Source organism: Aurantimonas sp. 22II-16-19i (assembly GCF_002088275.1).
Classification (GTDB): Bacteria; Pseudomonadota; Alphaproteobacteria; order Rhizobiales; family Rhizobiaceae; genus Jiella.
The window spans coordinates 48,120-66,862 of the sequence record NZ_AQQS01000010.1; the positions used below are offsets into that span (position 1 = coordinate 48,120).

The following is an 18,743-nucleotide window of genomic DNA, read 5'->3' on the forward strand; positions in this document are numbered from 1 at the left end:
CGATCACCTCCAATCGTATTTCCATCGGCCCGCGATCGGGATAACTTATCGGGCATGTTCACACTCCGGCAGATCCGCTATTTCCAGGCCCTCGTCGAAACCCGCCATTTCGGCCGCGCCGCCAGACGCCTCAACATCAGCCAGCCCGCCTTGTCCGGTCAGATCGCCCAGCTGGAGGCGGAGATGCAGGCGGCCCTGTTCCGGCGCGAGCCGGCCGGCGTGTTCCTCACCGCCGACGGTGAACTCGTCGCCGACCGGGTGCGGCGGATCCTCTCCGAGGTGCGCGAACTGGAAAGCCTCGCCGACCGCAGCGCCGGCCTGCTCGGCAGGCGCATCCGGGTCGGCATGATCGCCACCGTCGCCCCCTATCTCCTGCCCCGCCTCCTGCCGCTCCTCGCCAACACCTTCCAGAACCTCGAATGCCAGGTTCGCGAGAGCGTGACGGAGAAGCTGATGGCCGACCTCCTGTCCGGCGAGATCGACTGCGCGGTGATCGCCCTGCCGCTGCCCCTCGAGGACCGCCACGAGGTCGAAACCATCGAGCTCTTCGACGATCCGTTCCTTCTCGCCGTGCCCGCGGCGGACGCCGCATCGCTGCCCGATCCGGTTCCGGCGGAGGCCCTGCCCCGGCAGAAGATGATTCTCCTCGAAGAGGGGCACTGCCTGCGGACCCAGGCGCTGGACGTCTGCCGCACGGCTAGCGACCAGGATTTTGCGACTCTCGGCGCGACCAGCCTGACGACCATCCTCAGAATGGTGGCGGGCGGGCTCGGTGCCACCCTCATCCCGGAAATGGCGATCCGCGACGAGGCGCCGGCCGACGGGATCGCGGTCCTTCGCCTGGCAAAGCCGGTCCCGTCCCGCCGTCTCGTCCTGGCGTTCCGCCCGACGACGGTGCGCCGGCGCGATTTCAACGCTTTCGCCGACGTCGTCTGCCGCTCGATGGACAAGCCCTCGCCGGCAGACGCTTAGATGGCTGACGGCTGCCCGGCCCGGCCTTTGCAGCCCCCTCGCCGCGACCTTCGCCATGCGCAGCTGCGGCGTCGTACAGACCCCCGCAGAATGGTCGCAATGCCGGGTTCTTTCTCCTGAACCGAACCACCCGCGAGGACGAACGGCATGTCTGCAGCCCCCGAGAGCGCACGCCGGCCCGGCACCCTGCGACGGGCGCTTCGCCAGAAGATCCCGGCCCGGCTGCGCGATCCGCTGCGCTGGCGTCAGGCGACGGGGATCGTGCTGTTCGCCTACGCCACCACCCACCTGCTGAACCACGCTCTCGGCAACATCTCCCTGGACGCCCTCGCCTTCGGGGCCGGCATCAAGTGGGCGATCTGGGACAATCCGGTCGGGACGGTCCTCCTCTACGGGTCGCTCGCCATCCACGTCGTCGTCGCGTTCCAGTCCCTCGCCAGACGCCACAACTGGCGCCTGCCGGGAACCCAGATCCTCCAGATCGCCACCGGCCTCGCCATCCCGATCGTCCTGTTTCCGCACATCGTCGGCACGCGCGGCGCCGACATCCTCTTCGGCGAGCAGATCGGCTATGACCGGCTGCTCGCCCAGATCTGGCCGGCAGGGGCGCTGCTCCAGACCGTGCTGCTCGCCTTCGTCTGGGTGCATGGCTGCCTCGGCATCCGCCAGTGGCTGCAGACCAAGCCCATCTATCCGCGGATCGAGGCGATGCTGGCCGCGCTGGCGACCGCGATCCTGCTCCTCGCCTTCACCGGCTTCGTCGCCGGCGGCAGAACCGTCGTGGCGAACGGTCCCACCGGGACGCCGATTCCCCCGGAGGTCATCGACGCCTCCCAGACGACCCGCCTCGCCGCAATCGCCGGCCTCGCCCTGTTGATCCTCTACCAGGTGCTGAAGCCGATCATCCGGCGACGGCGCCGGCGCGTCGTCATGCATTACGACAACGGCGACGGGACGACGCGAACGGTGGTGACGGCCAGGGGCGGCACGGTGCTCGAAGCCAGCCGGCAGGCCGACATTCCCCATGCCTCGGCCTGCAACGGCCGGGCCCGCTGCTCGACCTGCCGGATTCTCGTCCTGAAGGGCCACGATCCGCTCGTCGACCCGCCGAATGCCGGCGAAGCGGCCCTCCTGAAGAAGATCAAGGCGCCGCCCGACGTGCGCCTCGCCTGCCAGTATCGGCCGAGCCGCGACGTCGCGCTGCGCCGGCTGGTCGGCGCCGGCGAGATCTACGACGCGGCGACGCTCGCCGATCCCTACCGCTTCGGCGTCGAGCGGGAGGTCGTCGCCCTGTTCGCCGATCTGCGCGGCTTCACCGGGATCGCCGAGCGCTGGCTGCCCTATGACGTGGTGCATCTCCTCAACGCCTATTTCGACCGGGTGGGCCGGCAGATCGAGGCCCATGGCGGCGAGATCGACAAGTTCATGGGCGACGGGGTGATGGCGCTGTTCCCGATCGGGCGCCAGAGCGAGCGCTCGGCGCGCCAGGCGCTTCACGCCGCGCTGAAGATCCTCGAGACCGTCGAGGCGATGAACCGCGAGAACGCGACGGAGTGGGAGGTGCCTCTGCGGGTCGCCATCGGCATCCATGGCGGCCCGGCCATCCTTGGGCAGATCGGCGGCGGCGCCCACGGGCCCCTGGCGCGAACCGCGCTCGGCCGCACCATCAACGTCGCCTCGCGGCTGCAGGATTTCGCCAAGTCGCAGGAGGCGGCGCTGAGCGTCTCCGCCGACATCGTCGCGCTCGCCGGCCTCCCGCACGACGGCGCCGGCCAGCGCCGCATCGCGGAGCTGCGCGGCTCCACCCGGGCGATCGAGGTGCTCGTCTTCGCCGACGCTGCGTCCCTGGCGGAGGCGCTCGCCATGGCCGCGCCGCCGGCGGGCAATGTGGCCGCCCCCACGGCGGCGGTCACGACAGGGTGAAGCCGGATTGACCGCCTTGGGTCTCTCGCCGCACCGCGAGCGCGCCATATCGCTCCGACGAACCCGTGCCGAACGTCGAACGCCGCCAATAACTTCGGCGGCGTCTGGGCTTCGCCGGGGCTCACGACAACGGGAAAAGCAACATGCCAAAGCTCCAGAAACTGACGTCTGTCGCCACCCTGCCGCTCCTCGCCCTCATCTGTTCGGCGCCTGCCGCGGCCCAGACGACGCTGGAAAGTGCCTCGGGCGCGGCGATCGCGGTGGAGCCCGTCGCCGAATTCGACGAGCCCTGGGCGATGACCTTCCTGCCGGACGGCTCGATGCTCATCACCGAACAGGCCGGGACACTGATGCAGGTTTCCGCCGACGGCAGCGAGAAGACGCCGGTATCGGGCGTGCCCGCCGTCGCCTATGGCGGCCAGGGCGGCCTCGGCGACGTGGTCCTGCATCCGAACTTCGCCGAGAACCGGACGGTCTATCTGTCCTTTGCGGAAGAAGGCGACGGCGGCCAGGGCGCGGCCATCGCCCGCGGCACGCTCGCCACCGATGGCGACCGGCCCCGGCTGGAAGGCATGGAAGTGATCTGGCGACAGGTGCCGAAGGTCTCCGGCCAGGGGCACTATTCCCACCGCATCGCCTTCGGCCCGGACGGTCTGATGTTCGTCACCTCCGGCGACCGCCAGAAGCAGACGCCGGCTCAGGACATGGACACCAATCTCGGCAAGATCCTCCGGCTCAACGACGACGGGACGCCGGCGGCCGACAATCCCTTCCAGGACCAGGGGGACCTCGCCCGCCAGTTCTGGACCGTCGGCAACCGCAACATGCTGGGCCTCGCCTTCAACGGCGACGGCCAGCTCTGGGCGCACGAGATGGGTCCTCGGGGCGGCGACGAGTTGAACCGTATCGTTGCCGGCGAGAACTACGGCTGGCCGGTCGTCTCCAACGGCGACAACTACAATGGCTCGCAGATCCCCGATCACGACACCAACGACGCGTTCAAGAAGCCCGAGATCTCCTGGAGCCCCGTCATCTCGCCGGCCGGCTTCGTCATCTATGACGGCGAGATGTTCCCCGAGTGGCAGGGCAACGGCTTCATGGGCGGGCTCTCCAGCAAGGCTCTCATCCGGGTCGGCTTCGGCGAGCAGGCCGACGGCACGCTCGGCGCCGAGACCGAACGCTTCAACATGGGCGAGCGCATCCGTGAGGTGGAGCAGGGTCCGGACGGGGCGTTGTGGCTTCTCGAGGACGGCTCGGGCGGCCGCCTCCTGAAGCTGACCCCGGCCGATGCCAACGGCTGACGCCAACGACCGACTTCGACACGAGAAATCGGCGGGGACGGCATCGGCCCCGCCTGTTCGAGCCGCATCGGCACCGCTAGTCTGGAGATCCGTCGGGGCCCTGTCCGGCCGCGGCCCTGCCCAGACTGGAGCGAACCGGATGAGCACTCCCCTCCTGCGATGGGCCATCATCGGCACCGGCCACATCGCCCGGCGTTTTGCCGGCGACCTCCGGCATTCATCGACGGGACGCCTCGTCGCCGTCGGCTCGCGGGATGCGAGCCGCGCCTGGGGCTTCACCGCCGAGTTCGGGGCCGGCATCGCGGCTGACGAGACGGCGAAGATCCTGGCGCGGGACGACGTCGACGCGATCTATGTCGGAACGATCAACCGCGCCCATGCGCCCATCGCGCTGGCCGCCCTGAAGGCCGGCAAGCCGGTGCTGGTGGAAAAGCCGCTGGCGCCGACGCTCGCCGAAGCCGAGGCGATCCGGGAGACGGCGGCGGCCCGCGGCCTCCTCGCCATGGAAGCCATGTGGATGGTCTTCACGCCGGGGATCGCGAGGCTCAAGACGCTGCTCGCCGAAGGCGTCATCGGCGAGCCGCGGATGCTGTCCGCCAATCTCTCCTATGCCCGGAACTACCATCCGGACCTCGATCTCTTCGACCCCGAGACCGGCGGCGCGCTGCTCGACCTCGGCGTCTATCCGATCGCACTGGCGCTGCATCTCTTCGGGCCTGCCGACGAGACGGCGGCGATCGCCGAGCGCAACGGTGCCGGCAGCCTGCGCCAGGCGGCTCTCGTCACCCGCCACGGGAGGGTGCTGACGAAGCTCTCCTGCGGCTTCGAGACCGAAGGGCCGAACGGCGCCACCGTGTCCGGGGAGCATGGCCGGATCGCCCTGGCGGGTCCGTTCTTCTGCCCGCCGCTCCTGATGCTCCACCGGCACGTGGCGGGAACCGCACTCGACGCCCGTCACGACGCGCCGTCCCTCCACGGCAATGCCCATGGCGACGACGATGCGTCCGGCGCGACGTCCGGTCCGGCTGCCCACGCGCCGAAAGCCGAAACCTACGAGACGCCCCATGTGGGCAGCGGGCTGCAGTATCAGGCCGACCACTTCGCCGAATGCCTTCGTGCCGGCCTGACGCAGAGCCCTGTCCACCCGCTCTCGGCGAGCATCGCCGCGCTGGAGGTGATCGCGCGGGCGGCTCGCCGATAGGATTTCACCGGGCGCTCATACCCTTGGCCCCGGTCCTCGACCGGCGCCAAGGGGGTCTTCGCTCAAGCGCCGCGCGGGCTCGATACCAGCGGCACGGGAACCGATCCCCCGGGCTGCTGGCATCAGTTGCCGGGATAGTTCGGGCTCTCGCGGGTGATCGTCACGTCGTGGGGATGGCTCTCCCGCAGGCCCGCATTGGAGATGCGGATGAAGCGGGCGCGGTTGCGCAGCTCCTCGAGATTGGCCGCGCCGACATAGCCCATCGCCGCCTTCAGGCCGCCGGCGAGCTGGTGCAGCACGGTCGCCACCTGCCCCTTGTAGGCGACCTGGCCCTCGATGCCCTCGGGCACGAGCTTCAGCGTGTCGCGCACCTCGGCCTGGAAGTAGCGATCGGCCGAGCCCCGCGCCATCGCGCCGACCGACCCCATGCCCCGATACGCCTTGTAGGAGCGTCCCTGGTGCAGATAGATCTCGCCGGGGCTCTCGTCGGTGCCGGCCAGAAGCGAGCCGACCATGGCCGCCGCGGCGCCCGCCGCCAGCGCCTTGGCGATGTCGCCGGAGAACTTGATGCCGCCATCGGCGATGATCGGGATGCCGGCCTTGTCGGCGGCTTCCGCCGCGCTCATGATCGCCGACAGCTGCGGCATGCCGACGCCGGCGACGACGCGGGTGGTGCAGATCGAGCCCGGCCCGATGCCGACCTTGACGCCGTCGGCGCCCACGTCGATCAGTGCCTTGGTGCCGTCGCCGGTGGCGACGTTGCCGGCGATGATCTGGACCGTGTTGGAGATCCGCCGCGCCCGCGCCACCGCGTCGAGCACCCGCTGCGAATGGCCGTGGGCGGTGTCGATGACGAGGAGGTCGACGCCGGCGTCGATCAGCCGCTCGGCCCGCTCGAAGCCGTCGTCTCCCACCGAGGTCGCGGCCGCCGCCAGGAGCCGGCCCTGCGGGTCCTTGGCGGCATTGGGGTTGAGCTGCGACTTCTCGATGTCCTTGACGGTGATCAGGCCGATGCAGTTGTCCTCGGCGTCGACGACCACGAGCTTCTCGATCCGGTGCTGATGGAGCAGACGCTTGGCCTCTTCCTGCTCGACCGATTCGCGCACGGTGATGAGGTTGCGCTTGGTCATCAGCTCGGCGATCGGCTGGCGGTCGTCGGTGGCGAAGCGGACGTCGCGATTGGTCAGGATGCCGACCAGCCGGCCGCGCGTCTGGCCGCCGCGCCCGCCATTCGCAACGACGGGGATGCCCGAGATGTGATGCGCCGCCATCAGCGCGCGGGCATCGCCCAGCGTCGCCTCCGGTCCGATGGTGACCGGGTTGACCACCATGCCGCTCTCGAACTTCTTCACCTGCCGCACTTCCTCGGCCTGCTCGGCCGGGGTGAGGTTGCGGTGGATGACGCCGATGCCGCCGGCCTGGGCCATGGCGATGGCGAGGCGCGCCTCGGTCACCGTGTCCATCGCCGCCGAGATGATCGGCAGGTTCAGCTCCAGCGTCCGAGTAATCCGGGTTCGGATGTTGGTCTGGTTCGGCAGGACCTCCGAGTGGCCGGGCTGCAGCAGCACGTCGTCGAAGGTGAGCGCCGTCGCGCCGGTCGGGGTCTCGATGATCTGGGCCATGCCATGCCTCCGGAAGGCGAAGCGCTTTCGCAGCGCGTCAAAAGGGATGGCAAGGGCTGCTACCACGCGTTCATGACAATGGGAAGCGTGGCCGGCCAAGAAGACCCGGAAACGGCTGGCCATTTCGTCGGCTCCGAACCCATCCGCCGGCGACGGTGCGTTCGACGATCGAGCGATTTCCGGCCGGAGCACCCGGCCGGAGGTGCTGGAAACTGCCGCCGGCTTCTTCTAATCAGGCGGCAACGGTCGGCGACCCCTTGTCCCCGGCACGATCCGCGAGGCAGACCATGACCACATCCACCATCCTCACCCTCTCCTGCGAGGACCGCCCCGGCATCGTCGCCGGGCTGACGACGGAGCTCTTCGAGGCCGGTGCCAACATCGCCGAGAGCGCCCAGTTCTGGGATCGCGATTCGGGCCGGTTCTTCCTGCGCATCGCCGCCGACTTCGAGGCCGACATTTCCCGCGACAGCCTGGAGCGCCAGCTCGCGCCGCTCGCCGACCGCTTCGGCATGAGCCTGAAGATCCGCGACGCGGGCCGGCGGCCGAAGATCATCGTCATGGTCTCGGCCTTCGACCATGCCCTCCTCCACCTCCTCTACCAGATCCGCACCGGCTGGCTGAACGCCGAGGTCGTCGCCATCGTCTCGAACCGGGACAACAGCCGCGAGACGGCGGAGGCCAACGGCATCCCCTTCCACCACTGGCCGGTGACGAAGGAGACCAAGGCCGAGCAGGAGGACAAGCTCCTGAAGCTGGTGCGCGAGAGCGACTGCGACCTCGTCGTCCTCGCCCGCTACATGCAGATCCTGTCGGACAACCTGTCGAAACGGCTGTCGGGCAAGGTCATCAACATCCACCACTCCTTCCTGCCGAGCTTCAAGGGCGCCAAGCCCTATCACCAGGCCCATCAGAGGGGCGTGAAGCTGATCGGCGCGACGGCCCACTACGTCACCGCCGACCTCGACGAGGGGCCGATCATCGAGCAGGAGACCGAGCGCGTCTCCCACGCCCTGTCGCCGGACGACCTCGTCGCGACGGGCCGCGACATCGAGGCCCGGGTCCTCGCCCGGGCGGTCAAGCTGCACCTGGAAGGCCGGGTGATGCTGAACGGCTCGCGGACGGTGGTGTTCGGGTGAAGCCAGCCTTCAGATGCTGCTGGCTTCCGTCGCCCAAGGTAGCCGACGGCGCGCATCCTGATGCTGACTGGGAACATGGTGCGGGTGGTCGGACTCGAACCGACACTCTGTCACCAGAAACGGATTTTGAGTCCGTCGCGTCTACCATTCCGCCACACCCGCAAGCCATCCGGCAGTCTGCCGGGATCGGTGACGATCGCGGCAGTCTCAATGACACAGCCATGGCCGCCGCGTCCAGATGGCGAGGCGGAGATTCGCCGCGGGAAGAGACAGTCGGGGGCGATCCCGGCGCTGGCTTGCGGGGCCCCTCTTGCCGCGTGGCGCCCGGGCGGGATTGCCATCGCCGCCGCTTCGGCCTAATCGCAGGCGCAGTCGCCTGCCCTCTCCCGCCGCCAGAGCCCGGACCCACCCTTTCATGCTGCGCCGCCTCTACGACTGGGTCATGTCGCTCGCCGCGACCCGCCATGCCGAACGGGCGCTGGGCGCCATCGCCTTCATCGAGAGCTCGGTCTTCCCGATCCCGCCGGACGTCCTGATCATCCCGATGGTGATCGCCGAGCGCCGGAAGTGGTTCCGGATCGGGCTCGTGGCGACGGTCGGCTCGGTGCTCGGGGCGTTTCTCGGCTATGCCATCGGCGCCCTGTTCTTCGACGTCCTCGGCGAGCCGATCCTCGCCTTCTACGGCAAGGCCGACGCGTTCGCCGAAATGACGGCGAAATACAACGAATGGGGCGGCTGGGCGGTGCTCTTCGCGGCACTGACGCCCTTCCCTTACAAGGTCCTGACGATCTTCTCGGGCGTCACCGGCCTCAACCTCGTCGTCTTCACCCTCGTCTCAATCGTCGGGCGCGGCGCGAGGTTCTTCCTGATCGCCTTCCTGCTCAACCGCTACGGCGCCCCGATCCAGGGCTTCATCGAGAGGAACCTCGGCCTCCTCTTCACCGTGTTCATGATCCTTCTGATCGGCGGGTTCGCTGCGATCCGCTTTCTCTTCTGAGGCACAGACCATGGCAATCTCAGACCTTGCGCGCCGACCGACCGGCTTCCGGCAGGTGCTCGCCACCGGCTTCCTTCTCGCCGGCATGGCGATCACCGTCGGCTCGGCGCTCCTGTTCCAATATGTCGGCGGCTACATTCCCTGCGCGCTCTGCCTCACCCAGCGCATTCCCTACTATGTCGGCGTGCCCCTCGCCCTCGTCGCCTTCGTCGCGGCGGCCGGCCGCGCGCCGGCGCCGCTGGTCCGCGGGCTGATCCTCCTCATCGGGCTGGTGATGCTCGTCTCGCTCGGCCTCGGCATCTATCACGCCGGCGTCGAGTGGCACCTCTGGCTGGGCCCGAGCGGCTGCTCCCAGGTCGGCGGCGGCGACCTGTCGTCCGGCGATCTCCTCGCCGATATCGACGCGGTGCATCCGCCGTCCTGCGATGCCGCCGCCGGACGCTTCCTCGGCCTGTCCTTCGCCGGCTGGAATGCCGTCGCCTCGGCGCTGTTTGCCGCCGTCGCGCTCAGATCCGCCTTCGCGAAGGCCGACCGCCTCGCCTGAGCGGCAGGCTCGCGCGGAACCGGCGCGCCGGCATCATGCCAGGGCCGCGGGACGTGAACGCTTGCGCAGCGCCATCGCCGCGGCGGCCGCGTAGCCGCCCATCGCGCCGTCGACGAAGTGAACGTGATCGGAGCGGCCCGCGGCCGGAACGAAGCATGTCATCAGCGCGGCGTCCTGGCGGTGCAGTCCGGCACAGACGATGCCCTCGGCTTCCGCCCGGCCGACCCGCTCGGCGATGCGATCGGCGACCTCGACGGTGCAGTCGAGCGTCAGCCGGAGGCCGTCGTCGAACTTGCGGAAGTCGGTGTTGCGCACGAGCTCGGCGCGGTAGCGGGCAGGCTCGAAGCCGCCGATCCGGATGCCGGCCGCAAACGCCAGATGGGCGAGCAGCGACCGCACGGCCACCACCGGCGTCGACAGCCACAGCGGGCGCCCGGAACGGGCCGCGGCCGTGCGGGCTTCCAGCATCAGCCCCGCCGTCGGCCAGCGCTGTTCCGGGCCGGCTTCCGGCACCGGCCGGCCGGCATCCGCATCGTCGGCGGCAAGCGCCAGGATGTCGGCCGCAACGGCGGAGAAGGCTGCCGCATCGGCCCCTTCGGCCGGCAGCACGATCAGCGAGAGGATCACCCCGCGGCGCGCCGGGATCGGCGAGAAGCGGCACAGAAGGCCGGACAGGTCGGGACGCGCCGCCTCCCCCGTCGCCGGTTCGATGGCGAACTCGCCCGCTTTCATCCGCGCCTCGGCATAGGCCAGCCCGCCACCGGAGAACATCGTGTAGGCGACGCTCGGCGAGGCGGCGAAACGCGCCACCCGGACATCCTGGCCGCGCGTCCGGATCGTCTCGACGGGCACCATCGCCACCCGCAGGCGAAAGCCGAAGGCCTCCAGCGCCCAGCCGGCAACGGCGGACAGCGCCGCACGGCCGGTCTCGGCATAGTCCGGCGGCAGCGCGAAGCTCGCCCCGTCGCCGGCAAAGACGAAGGGGAAGTCGCGCTCCGGCAGCTGATTGGCCAGCGCGGCGATGACCGCGGCGGCAACCGTATTCACCGCCTTGTAGCGACCGCTCCCGATGGCGTCGGTAGAGCGCTCGATGTCGGCGATGCCGAGCACCCAGTCGCCGGGCAGCGCATGGTAGAGGGCCAGATCCGCGAGGCGGGCGAAATCGGTCTCGACCGGCAGGGACGCGAAGAAGGCCAGGGGAGCAGACGCCGCAGGCCGCTCATCCGCAGAAAAACCGGCGCCGATGGGCGAAATGCCGTCCGAAATGCCGTGCACCGTCATTGTCCGAGATCGTCCCCGCGCCACGCCAGACCGCGCGAGGCGGCAGCTCCCGCCGCGATGCCATCACGCCGGGCCGTCGAACGCAACCATCTGCGCGAAAGGCGCAGTCGTCCAGACGGCGTGCGGGCTCCATCCGGCCTGACGATCGTGTGATGGACGCCGGATCGGCTGCAGCCGGTCTCCAACGCGCGCCGCGTGACGGCATCGCGCGCGGTCACTGGCGTTGTTCGTCGAGCTTCTCTTTACGCGTCTTCGGCTTCAGACGCCGGAACAGCCTGTCGAGGCCAGCCAGCGGCTTGATGATGGAGTACAGCCGGTCGACGGAGCGGTTGGTTCCTTCCTGCCGGGCGGCGAGCACCTCGCAGGCGACCAGCGCCACCTCGGCCGGATCGATCTGCGGAAACCGCGCGGCGATCGCGTCGAGCGACCCTGCCGAGCGACCGCCGGCCATCACGATGCGGCCGGAGCGCGCCATCAGCCTCAGGACGATCTGCTCGAAGGTCCAGTCGTGGTCGTGGAAGAGTTTCCAGCGGTCCGAGCGTTCCGCCGAGAAGCCGGCGAGGACGACCCGCAATTCGGGACAGGCCTCGGTCAGCCAGACCGCGAGGGCGAAGCCCGTCGTCGGGGCGTAGTCGGCGGGATAGAAGCCGGCGAAGTGGTCGGTGAGGTCGATGTGGCCGACCGGCCGTTCGCCGAATTCCTCGGCCTCGCTGAACCGCTCGGCCGCAACGGCCTTGAGATTGAGGACGCCGTGGAAGTCCGGGCCGGGGAAGTGCTTGCAGACGGTCTCCACCTCGCGGCGATGCACGATGTTGGCGCCGGCCGGGCTCGACCGCGCGACGAGCAGGCTGGGGCGTTCGAACGGTCCCGGCAGGACCTTGTAGACCTTGTTGAAGAAGACGAAGAGCACGCGGCCCGAATGGCGCTCGCGCAACGCGCCGACATCGGCCGCCTCGCTGTTGGCGACGAGGACGACGGTCGCAAAGCGGGAGAAGTAGCCGGCCCAGCCGGCAACGTCCTCAGGCAGGTCTTGCCTTTGTGGCGACATGGGCGGCCCTCACGAGCATCGCCGGCCGCGCATCACGCGACCGGCGAAAGGGACAGGCGTCGGAAAGGGACGCGCGTTGCGGATCAGGACCGCTGCTGGACGAACAGGGTGCGTTCGCGGGCCGCGAACCACTCGTCGGCATAGTCGCAGCCCTTGTATTCGTCGAAATACGGGCCGCCATCGGTGAAGTGGACGTTCCTGGCGTCCTCCTTGTAGTCGTATTCGTTGACCAGCCAGTTCCACTCCGCCGGCAATTCGCCGATCAGGTCGTCGCTCTCCAGCCACTTGAACTGGTGCAGCTGCAGGCCCGTCGCCGAGTTCACGTAGTCGGGCGTGAGCGCGCGGCACTTGGCGTTGTTGAAGAGGATGACGCTCGACCAGTTCTTCTTCTCGTACTTGGTCTGGGTCTGGCCGAGGAACTTGGTCTCGACCTTCGGCACGTAGTCGTGCTTGACGCACATCGCAGCATAGCGGTCGTCCCGCAGCTTCCACAATTCGGCGATGTCGGTGCGCATCAGCATGTCGCAATCCATGAACAGGCTCCAACCCTCGAAGTTCGAGAGCGCCGGCACGAGGAAGCGGGAAAAGGAAAACTCGGTGGTCTGCAGGTTGTTGCGCTCACGGGTGAAGACACCCTCGAGGTTCTTTAGAACGATTGGAGAAAACTCGACCGGCATCGAAGACTTTTCGAGGATGCTCTGGGCGAGCACATGGTAGGCGACCACCTCCTTGGTGTCGAAGCCGATGAAAACGCGGGCGGTATCGATGGACATTGGAGACTTTTCCCTTTCCGTTTGCGCCTGCTCTAGCAAGAAGCGTGCGCGACTTGAAGCCGAAGCTGGCAGATTCGGGATCCGCGGGCGCGGATTCGATCCTGGCTGCGCATCGGGTGGCGTTTCACCCGCATTGGCATGCAGCGTCCTTGCGCTGGATCAAGTCCGCATCCAACGGGGCTGGAGTGGCAGAGCGCGCGGCCGAAGCCGGCGCATGCCCTTCCCAAGCAAGCTTCGCCGCCCGCCATGCAGCCCTTCCGAACGTCCCAGCTTCGAGCCCCCCGGGCGTCGTCGCGTGCGCCGCTCTGCGCCCGCGTCGACCCCATCGGCGATGGAGTTTGCCACCGTGTTTCACCGACATGGCCTTGCTGCTGCTGGCCTTCGCTGTGCTGGAATTATATAGACCGCTCATCCTCGATGCCGCGACGGAGACGATCATGAATGCCAAGCATCCGAGCGCGATCGAAAAAAAGAACCACTCGCTGCTGATGCGCTGGCGGATCGGACGATGCGTCGCCCGGGTCATCGCCTCCGACGAGGCCCATGCGGCGGATTACGCCCGGATCGAGAAGACCATCCTCGGCACGCTGCCAGAGGGCGAAGGTGCGCCGGTGCTTCTGGCCGCCTGCAATGACCTCTACTATCGCGAATTCGCCGTGACTATGCTGCGCTCGATCGAACGCCATGGCCAGCCCGAGCGCTTTCACCTGCATCTTTGCGGACCCACGACGGAGGTGCTCGACGACGCTCGCGCCCTCGCGGCCAGACTGTCGCACGTCGACCTCACCGTCACGTGGGACGAAGGCTACGGTGCGAGCCTGCCCCACGTCCCGACGATCTATTACACCTGCGTGCGTTTCCTGATCGCGCCGCTGATCCTGAAAGCTACCCGGTCTCCCGTTCTGTGCCTCGACATCGACGGCATCGCCCGCCGGCCGATCACCCCAGCCTATGACGAGGTGCGGGGCGGCTCGGACATACTTCTGATCAAGCGGCCGCAGATGGCCAGCAGCGTGCGCAAGGTCCTGGCCAGCGCCCTCGGCTTCAACCCGACGGCAAACGGCATCCGGTTCGCCGATCGTCTGGCCCGCGCTCTCGCGGGAATGCTCTCGATGCGTCCCCGCTACCATATCGACCAGATCGCCGTGTATCGCCTCGTCAGGAGTATCGAGCCGCGGGGGGAACTGTCCACGGCCCAGATGCCGATATCATTCGCCGACCACGACTTCGGAGAAGGCTCCGCGATCTGGACGGCCAAGGGCTGGGTACGCAAGAACTCGGAGGCATACCGCTCGGAAATGGCCCGTATCGAGGCACCGAGCAGTTGAGCGATATGGCGTCGCTCGATCCCCGGCGCGCTCGCGTCGACCCGATGAGCGGCCTGACACCAGCGCGCCAGCACGCTTGTTCAACGCCGGCAGGACCGACCTCGTCCGCGACTCAGGCCCTTGCCATTCGTACGGTTATCTTCCAGTCGATAGATGACCGTCCTCGCATCAAGCATCGGATTTCGACGCCCATGTCCGGCGCCAGTTCTCTTTCGTCCCTCGACCGTCCGCTCGCCAAGCCGGACACCCACCTCGCCGAGTTCGTCCGTTTCCACGGCGCGTGGCTCGACGGCCTCGGCATAAGAGACCGGCCCTGGCTGATCCTCGGCTCGGCTCCGGATCCGACCGTTCCGCCGGAACTCTTCCCCAGCCACGCGCGCATCGACATCAACAATGCGGGCCGCACGGCGGCAGCGCTGGGGCTCGGTCGCGCGGACCTGACGCTGAGAGCCAAGAAGAAGTCCTGGGCCGAGCATCCGCACATCGACACCCGGGGCCTGTTGTGGATCCACACGGCGCCGAGGTTCCTGCTGCGCCCTCTCCTCATCAACAAGCCGTACGACCACATCGGTCGGGTGGCGCCGCTGCGGCGCAGGGACAGGGAGGCCATGGTCACCCATGTCAGCGGCGCCTCGGTCGAGATGATCGGCGATCTCGGCAAGGTGACGAACGGCGTCGCGGCCATCTGCTACGGTCTGCTGCTCGGCGTGCCGGAAATCGTCGTCGCGGGAATCTCGCTCTCGAAGACCGGACACTCCTACGACGATCTCGGCCGGGTGCGGCGCCAGGTCGAAGAGGATGCCGTGATTCTCGACCGGCTCCGCACCGAACCGCGCGTGTCGACGACCGAAGACGATCTGGCCGAGACCGCGGGGCTCCGAAGATGGCGTCCGTCGAATGGTTGAGCCTTATGGCACATCCGGCTGCGTGACCGGGGGAAGCCTACGGCCGGGTCGCAGCATGGGGTTTTGCGAAACCTCTCCCGCTCGCAGCGTCTGGAAGGGGAATTGCGGCAACGTCAGCCCGCATCCAGGATCAGATGCGACCGCAAGCGTCATTTCGAGAATCCTGAAGAGACCCCGGACCCAGAACCATGCCCAAAGCAAATTCCGTCTCGGCCAATTTCAAGCGCACATTGCGCTTCAATGAGACATGGCTGCAGCAACACGGCCTGCTGGGCCGGCCATGGTTCATGCTCGGCTCGGCGCCCAATCCGTCCATCCCGTCGAAGCTGCCAGACGATACCGTCTACGCCTATGTGAAGTTCGCGGGACGCAGCGCCAGGCAGCATGGCCTTCCGGACGCCGACATCACCCTCGCGACCACGTGGGACGAGGCGCGCTGGAACGATCTCAACCTGTCGCTGGTGCTGCGGGTTCGCAACAAGGTCTCCTGGCGGGTCTATTTCTCGCGACTGGGCCGCAAGGCGTCGGACAAGGAATGCGAACTGCTCAGCCACGAGCGGGACGACTACGTGCTGCATGCGATGCATTCGCGGTTCCGCGGTGTCGGAGACCATCTGAGACCATCCAGCGCCCTGTCGATGCTCGCATTCGCGATCGCCCACGAGGTCCCCGAGGTCGTCATCGCGGGCATCTCCCTCGATCAGACGGGCCACGCCTACAACGACCTGAATCTGCAGCGCAAACACGGTCCGGAAGATCGTGCGGCACTGATCGCGGTCGCCGCCCATCATCCCCACGTGAAAACCAGCGAGCCGAGCCTCTCGGAGGCGACAGGGCTGCCGCTCTATCGCGGCTGAGAAGCCGGCGGGCGGCCCCGTCCGCAGGCCCGGTGACGCGTTCTGGCGACGCCGCCGGTCCAAGGTCACATTCGAGACGGTATCTGCGGGCTCGGCCGAGGGCCGGCGGGTACGGCGGACTGCCCGCAGCCTGTTCCCTCCCGGCGGCCTCGTCATCCTGCCCCGCATTCCCGGATGAAGCTCGCTTCGTCCTTTCAGCCGATCCTTCCCCATTTCCACCGGACATGAAGCAGACATCGTTCGCCTGGATGAACTATCTGTCTCGTCACGGCGTCAGGCAGCTTCGGGGCGAAGGGGCGAGATGGGCAGACACTGGAGGATCGGTCGAACGATGTCGCTGAAGGCCCGCCTCGCGCTGACCCTGACACTGGCCTTCGCCGCCATCGTCATCATCGGCGCGGTGCTGACCTTCTTCCAGGCGCGCGACAACATCCACACCGAGCTGCAGGCCGCCCGCAGCGTCGCCACCAACCGCGTCGCCCAGCTGGTCGCCGAACTGCCGGCATCGGGCGATGCGCGCGGCAAGCTCGCCGGCTTCGTTCGCACCTTCAACGGCGATCGCCGGGTCAAGATCCTGCTGATCGATTCCCTCGGCGTCATCCGCGACCAGTCGTTCATGGCGGAGGGTTTCGGCGCCCTGCCCAACTGGTTCGCCAGGCTGCTTTCCTCCGATCCCTCGACGACGGTCATGCCGCTCACGGCCGTCTCCGCCCCGATCACGTCGGCCGCGATCATCGTCGATCCGCGCAACGAGCTCGCCGACGCCTGGTTCGATCTCCTGACGTCGCTCGGCCTTCTGGTGCTGTTCCTCGCCCTCGCCTTCCTGGCCATCTGGATCGTCGCCGACCGGGCGCTCCGGCCCCTGACCGCGATCCACGACGCCTTCACCCGCATCGGCGGCGGCGACTATTCGGTCAAGGTCCAGCCGGAAGGCCCGCCCGAGATGCGCGAGCTGGCGAGCGGGCTGAACACCATGACGGAGCGCATCGAGGCGATCTCGAGCCGCAACCGGCGGCTCTCCGAACGCCTGCTGCATCTCCAGGACGAGGAGCGCGCCGAGCTCGCCCGCGATCTCCACGACGACATCGGGCCGCTGCTCTTCGCCATCGACGTCGATGCCTCCAGCATCCGCCGCGCGGCGAACGCCGAGAGCCCCTCGCCTAAGGTCATCGTCGAGCGCGCCGGGGGGATCGTCGCGGCGGCCCATCAGGCGCGCCGGCAACTGCGGCGCATTCTCGGCAATCTGCGGCCGGGCGCGATGTCCGGCCTCGGCCTCAAGGGCGCGATCGAGGAGATGGTCGCCGAGCTTCGCTCGCGCCACGAAGGAATCGACTTCGACCTCGAGCTCTGCGACGGCGAATTCGGCGCCACCGTCGAGACTCTCGTCCACCGCGCCGTCAGGGAAGCCGTGACAAACGCGCTGCGCCATGGCACGCCGGACGTGATCACCATCACGGTCGAGGCAGTTGCCGGCTGCCTCGCCTTCACGGTCAGCGACGACGGCGGCGGTTTTTCCGGCAAGCGGCCGGAGGGCGGCTTCGGCCTCGTCGGCATGCGCGAACGGATCGAGGCCGCCGGCGGCGCGATGCAGGTGGAGGAAATCGCCCGGCCACGCGGGGTGAAGGTGTCCGGCGCCGTGCCCGTTGCCGCAAGCCGCCTTGCCGGCGCCCCTCGGCTGTCCGATAGAATGCCGCTCGACGAGACGGCCGCGACGGGCGCCATGGCGACCTTGAGGGACGAGACGTGAAGGACGCGAGATGAAACTGCTGATCGTCGACGACCACAAGGTGGTTCGCGACGGCATCCGCCGGTTGGTCGAACCCATCACCATCACGGCGATCGCCGAGGCCGAGAGCCCGTCGGAGGCGCTGCGCGAGTTCCGCGCCATGCGGCCGGACGTGACGATCCTCGACATCAACCTGAAGAACGGCAGCGGTCTCGACGTGCTGCGCCGGCTGCGGGCCGACGATCCGAAGGCGAGGATCGTCATCTTCTCGATGTATTCCGACGTCGTCTACGCCGTCTCGGCCCGGCGCGAGGGCGCGCTCGGCTACGTCTCGAAGAGCGCTCCCTCGGACGAGCTGCTGGTGGCGCTGGAAAAGGCCAAGGCGAACGAGCCCTATGTCGACAGCGAGACATCGGCGCTGATGAGCGAGCACACCACCCGCGACACCGGCGTTTCCGACCTCACCCGGCGCGAGCTGCAGATCCTCCACATGCTCGGCGACGGCAAGAGCCTCACCGAGATCGCCGACGGCCTCGGCGTCGCCTACAAGACCGTCGCCAACACCTCGACCCGGATGAAGGAGAAGCTCGGCGTCGAGCGCACCTCCGATCTCGTGCGGTTCGCGCTGGAAACCAAGGGCGGGCGCATGCTGGGCAGCGGCGAATGATCGGCCCTGGCGAGATTTAAGGGAACTTGTCCTGTTGCGGAGAGGGAATTCTGCACGCTAGCAATTCAGGTGTCGCCGCCCCTCGCGGCTTGTCTCTCCCAAGGGCAAGTCGTGCGGGGCGGTGGGCACCGGCACACGGGACGGGAGGCTCGCAATGTCCATGACGAACATGTCCATGACGAAACGGCTCGCACTGACCCTGGCATTGGCCCTCGCGCCTGTCTTCGCGTCGGGTCCCGTCCTTGCCCAGCAAGCGGAAACCGTCGAAGACATGGCGTCCGCCGATGAGGTCGCCAAGGTCGCAGAAACGCTGGCGAAGATCGGCTGCACGGCGCCGGCCGTCGAGAAGGAGAGCGAGACCCTCTTCGAGGTCGACGATGCGACCTGCGAGATCGGCCAGTACGACATCAAGCTCAATGGCGACTACAAGATCATCGTGATGTCGATCGACGAATAGTC

General features: G+C 68.1%; 17 protein-coding genes and 1 tRNA gene. 13 read left to right on the forward strand and 5 right to left on the reverse strand.

Annotation, left to right across the window (positions count from 1 at the left end; genetic code table 11):
- Positions 1 to 54 precede the first annotated feature (54 nt).
- From ATO4_RS10145 to ATO4_RS10160, 4 genes are all read left to right on the forward strand, one after another.
- Entirely contained in the window at positions 55 to 972 is a 918-nt protein-coding gene (locus ATO4_RS10145; protein WP_083591416.1) for a LysR substrate-binding domain-containing protein, read from the forward strand.
- 147 nt (positions 973 to 1,119) lie between these two features.
- Positions 1,120 to 2,895, forward strand: a complete 1,776-nt coding sequence (locus ATO4_RS10150; protein WP_083591417.1) for an adenylate/guanylate cyclase domain-containing protein — start codon at positions 1,120 to 1,122, stop codon at positions 2,893 to 2,895.
- Positions 2,896 to 3,038: 143 nt separating this feature from the next.
- A complete protein-coding gene (locus tag ATO4_RS10155; RefSeq protein ID WP_083591418.1) occupies positions 3,039 to 4,196 on the forward strand; it encodes a PQQ-dependent sugar dehydrogenase in 1,158 nt (385 codons plus the stop codon).
- Positions 4,197 to 4,335: 139 nt separating this feature from the next.
- Positions 4,336 to 5,397: a Gfo/Idh/MocA family oxidoreductase gene (locus tag ATO4_RS10160; RefSeq protein ID WP_176222932.1), complete on the forward strand. Its 1,062-nt coding sequence runs from the start codon at positions 4,336 to 4,338 to the stop codon at positions 5,395 to 5,397.
- A 122-nt stretch (positions 5,398 to 5,519) separates the two neighbouring features.
- Here ATO4_RS10160 and guaB read toward each other — a convergent pair whose 3' ends face one another.
- The gene (gene guaB, locus ATO4_RS10165; RefSeq protein ID WP_083591420.1) at positions 5,520 to 7,019 is read right to left on the reverse strand and encodes an IMP dehydrogenase; all 1,500 of its coding nucleotides are present in this window, start codon (positions 7,017 to 7,019) and stop codon (positions 5,520 to 5,522) included.
- A 287-nt stretch (positions 7,020 to 7,306) separates the two neighbouring features.
- On the opposite strand from guaB, the gene purU reads away from it, so the two are divergent.
- The gene (gene purU / locus ATO4_RS10170) at positions 7,307 to 8,158 is read left to right on the forward strand and encodes a formyltetrahydrofolate deformylase (protein WP_083591421.1); all 852 of its coding nucleotides are present in this window, start codon (positions 7,307 to 7,309) and stop codon (positions 8,156 to 8,158) included.
- Positions 8,159 to 8,234: 76 nt separating this feature from the next.
- Here the strand turns inward: purU and ATO4_RS10175 are convergent.
- A tRNA-Leu gene (locus tag ATO4_RS10175) sits at positions 8,235 to 8,320 on the reverse strand.
- Between the two features lie 253 nt (positions 8,321 to 8,573).
- Between ATO4_RS10175 and ATO4_RS10180 the strand changes: the two genes are divergently transcribed.
- Together ATO4_RS10180 and ATO4_RS10185 are read left to right on the forward strand one after the other, a co-directional pair.
- Complete coding sequence (locus ATO4_RS10180; protein ID WP_083591422.1) at positions 8,574 to 9,155, forward strand: YqaA family protein; 582 nt, start codon at positions 8,574 to 8,576, stop codon at positions 9,153 to 9,155.
- A 10-nt stretch (positions 9,156 to 9,165) separates the two neighbouring features.
- Positions 9,166 to 9,699: a disulfide bond formation protein B gene (locus ATO4_RS10185; protein WP_083591423.1), complete on the forward strand. Its 534-nt coding sequence runs from the start codon at positions 9,166 to 9,168 to the stop codon at positions 9,697 to 9,699.
- Between the two features lie 33 nt (positions 9,700 to 9,732).
- Here ATO4_RS10185 and ATO4_RS10190 read toward each other — a convergent pair whose 3' ends face one another.
- The 3 genes from ATO4_RS10190 to ATO4_RS10200 all read right to left on the reverse strand — a co-directional run bounded on the left by ATO4_RS10190 (position 9,733) and on the right by ATO4_RS10200 (position 12,801).
- Positions 9,733 to 10,980: a DUF3095 family protein gene (locus ATO4_RS10190; RefSeq protein WP_083591424.1), complete on the reverse strand. Its 1,248-nt coding sequence runs from the start codon at positions 10,978 to 10,980 to the stop codon at positions 9,733 to 9,735.
- 214 nt (positions 10,981 to 11,194) lie between these two features.
- Positions 11,195 to 12,028, reverse strand: coding sequence for a 3-deoxy-manno-octulosonate cytidylyltransferase (locus tag ATO4_RS10195; protein ID WP_083591425.1), 834 nt, complete (start codon positions 12,026 to 12,028; stop codon positions 11,195 to 11,197).
- 83 nt (positions 12,029 to 12,111) lie between these two features.
- Positions 12,112 to 12,801: a glycosyltransferase gene (locus ATO4_RS10200; protein WP_083591426.1), complete on the reverse strand. Its 690-nt coding sequence runs from the start codon at positions 12,799 to 12,801 to the stop codon at positions 12,112 to 12,114.
- A gap of 53 nt (positions 12,802 to 12,854) precedes the next feature.
- Here ATO4_RS10200 and ATO4_RS10205 point away from each other — a divergent pair, with 53 nt between their 5' ends.
- From ATO4_RS10205 to ATO4_RS10230, 6 genes are all read left to right on the forward strand, one after another.
- Positions 12,855 to 14,129 carry a hypothetical protein gene (locus tag ATO4_RS10205; protein WP_139802371.1) on the forward strand — a complete coding sequence of 425 codons (1,275 nt, stop codon included), beginning with the start codon at positions 12,855 to 12,857 and terminating at the stop codon, positions 14,127 to 14,129.
- Positions 14,126 to 15,034, forward strand: coding sequence for a hypothetical protein (locus ATO4_RS10210; protein ID WP_139802372.1), 909 nt, complete (start codon positions 14,126 to 14,128; stop codon positions 15,032 to 15,034). Before ATO4_RS10205 ends, ATO4_RS10210 begins: the two co-directional genes overlap by 4 nt.
- Positions 15,035 to 15,222: 188 nt before the next feature.
- On the forward strand, positions 15,223 to 15,891 hold the full coding sequence (locus tag ATO4_RS10215) for a hypothetical protein (protein ID WP_083591429.1): 669 nt from the start codon (positions 15,223 to 15,225) through the stop codon (positions 15,889 to 15,891).
- Between the two features lie 331 nt (positions 15,892 to 16,222).
- Positions 16,223 to 17,638: a histidine kinase gene (locus ATO4_RS10220; protein ID WP_083591430.1), complete on the forward strand. Its 1,416-nt coding sequence runs from the start codon at positions 16,223 to 16,225 to the stop codon at positions 17,636 to 17,638.
- Between the two features lie 10 nt (positions 17,639 to 17,648).
- Entirely contained in the window at positions 17,649 to 18,284 is a 636-nt protein-coding gene (locus ATO4_RS10225; protein ID WP_083591431.1) for a response regulator transcription factor, read from the forward strand.
- Between the two features lie 175 nt (positions 18,285 to 18,459).
- Complete coding sequence (locus ATO4_RS10230; protein ID WP_139802373.1) at positions 18,460 to 18,741, forward strand: dihydroxyacetone kinase subunit DhaK; 282 nt, start codon at positions 18,460 to 18,462, stop codon at positions 18,739 to 18,741.
- Positions 18,742 to 18,743 lie beyond the last annotated feature (2 nt).

Bases quoted from the DNA above. Each gene is read 5' to 3' on its own strand.
- ATO4_RS10145 (WP_083591416.1), top strand. From the start codon at position 55: ATGTTCACACTCCGGCAGATCCGCTATTTCCAGGCCCTCGTCGAAACC.
- ATO4_RS10150 (WP_083591417.1), top strand. From the start codon at position 1,120: ATGTCTGCAGCCCCCGAGAGCGCACGCCGGCCCGGCACCCTGCGACGG.
- ATO4_RS10155 (WP_083591418.1), top strand. From the start codon at position 3,039: ATGCCAAAGCTCCAGAAACTGACGTCTGTCGCCACCCTGCCGCTCCTC.
- ATO4_RS10160 (WP_176222932.1), top strand. From the start codon at position 4,336: ATGAGCACTCCCCTCCTGCGATGGGCCATCATCGGCACCGGCCACATC.
- guaB (WP_083591420.1), bottom strand. From the start codon at position 7,019: ATGGCCCAGATCATCGAGACCCCGACCGGCGCGACGGCGCTCACCTTC.
- purU (WP_083591421.1), top strand. From the start codon at position 7,307: ATGACCACATCCACCATCCTCACCCTCTCCTGCGAGGACCGCCCCGGC.
- ATO4_RS10180 (WP_083591422.1), top strand. From the start codon at position 8,574: ATGCTGCGCCGCCTCTACGACTGGGTCATGTCGCTCGCCGCGACCCGC.
- ATO4_RS10185 (WP_083591423.1), top strand. From the start codon at position 9,166: ATGGCAATCTCAGACCTTGCGCGCCGACCGACCGGCTTCCGGCAGGTG.
- ATO4_RS10190 (WP_083591424.1), bottom strand. From the start codon at position 10,980: ATGACGGTGCACGGCATTTCGGACGGCATTTCGCCCATCGGCGCCGGT.
- ATO4_RS10195 (WP_083591425.1), bottom strand. From the start codon at position 12,028: ATGTCGCCACAAAGGCAAGACCTGCCTGAGGACGTTGCCGGCTGGGCC.
- ATO4_RS10200 (WP_083591426.1), bottom strand. From the start codon at position 12,801: ATGTCCATCGATACCGCCCGCGTTTTCATCGGCTTCGACACCAAGGAG.
- ATO4_RS10215 (WP_083591429.1), top strand. From the start codon at position 15,223: ATGCCCAAAGCAAATTCCGTCTCGGCCAATTTCAAGCGCACATTGCGC.
- ATO4_RS10220 (WP_083591430.1), top strand. From the start codon at position 16,223: ATGTCGCTGAAGGCCCGCCTCGCGCTGACCCTGACACTGGCCTTCGCC.
- ATO4_RS10225 (WP_083591431.1), top strand. From the start codon at position 17,649: ATGAAACTGCTGATCGTCGACGACCACAAGGTGGTTCGCGACGGCATC.
- ATO4_RS10230 (WP_139802373.1), top strand. From the start codon at position 18,460: ATGACGAAACGGCTCGCACTGACCCTGGCATTGGCCCTCGCGCCTGTC.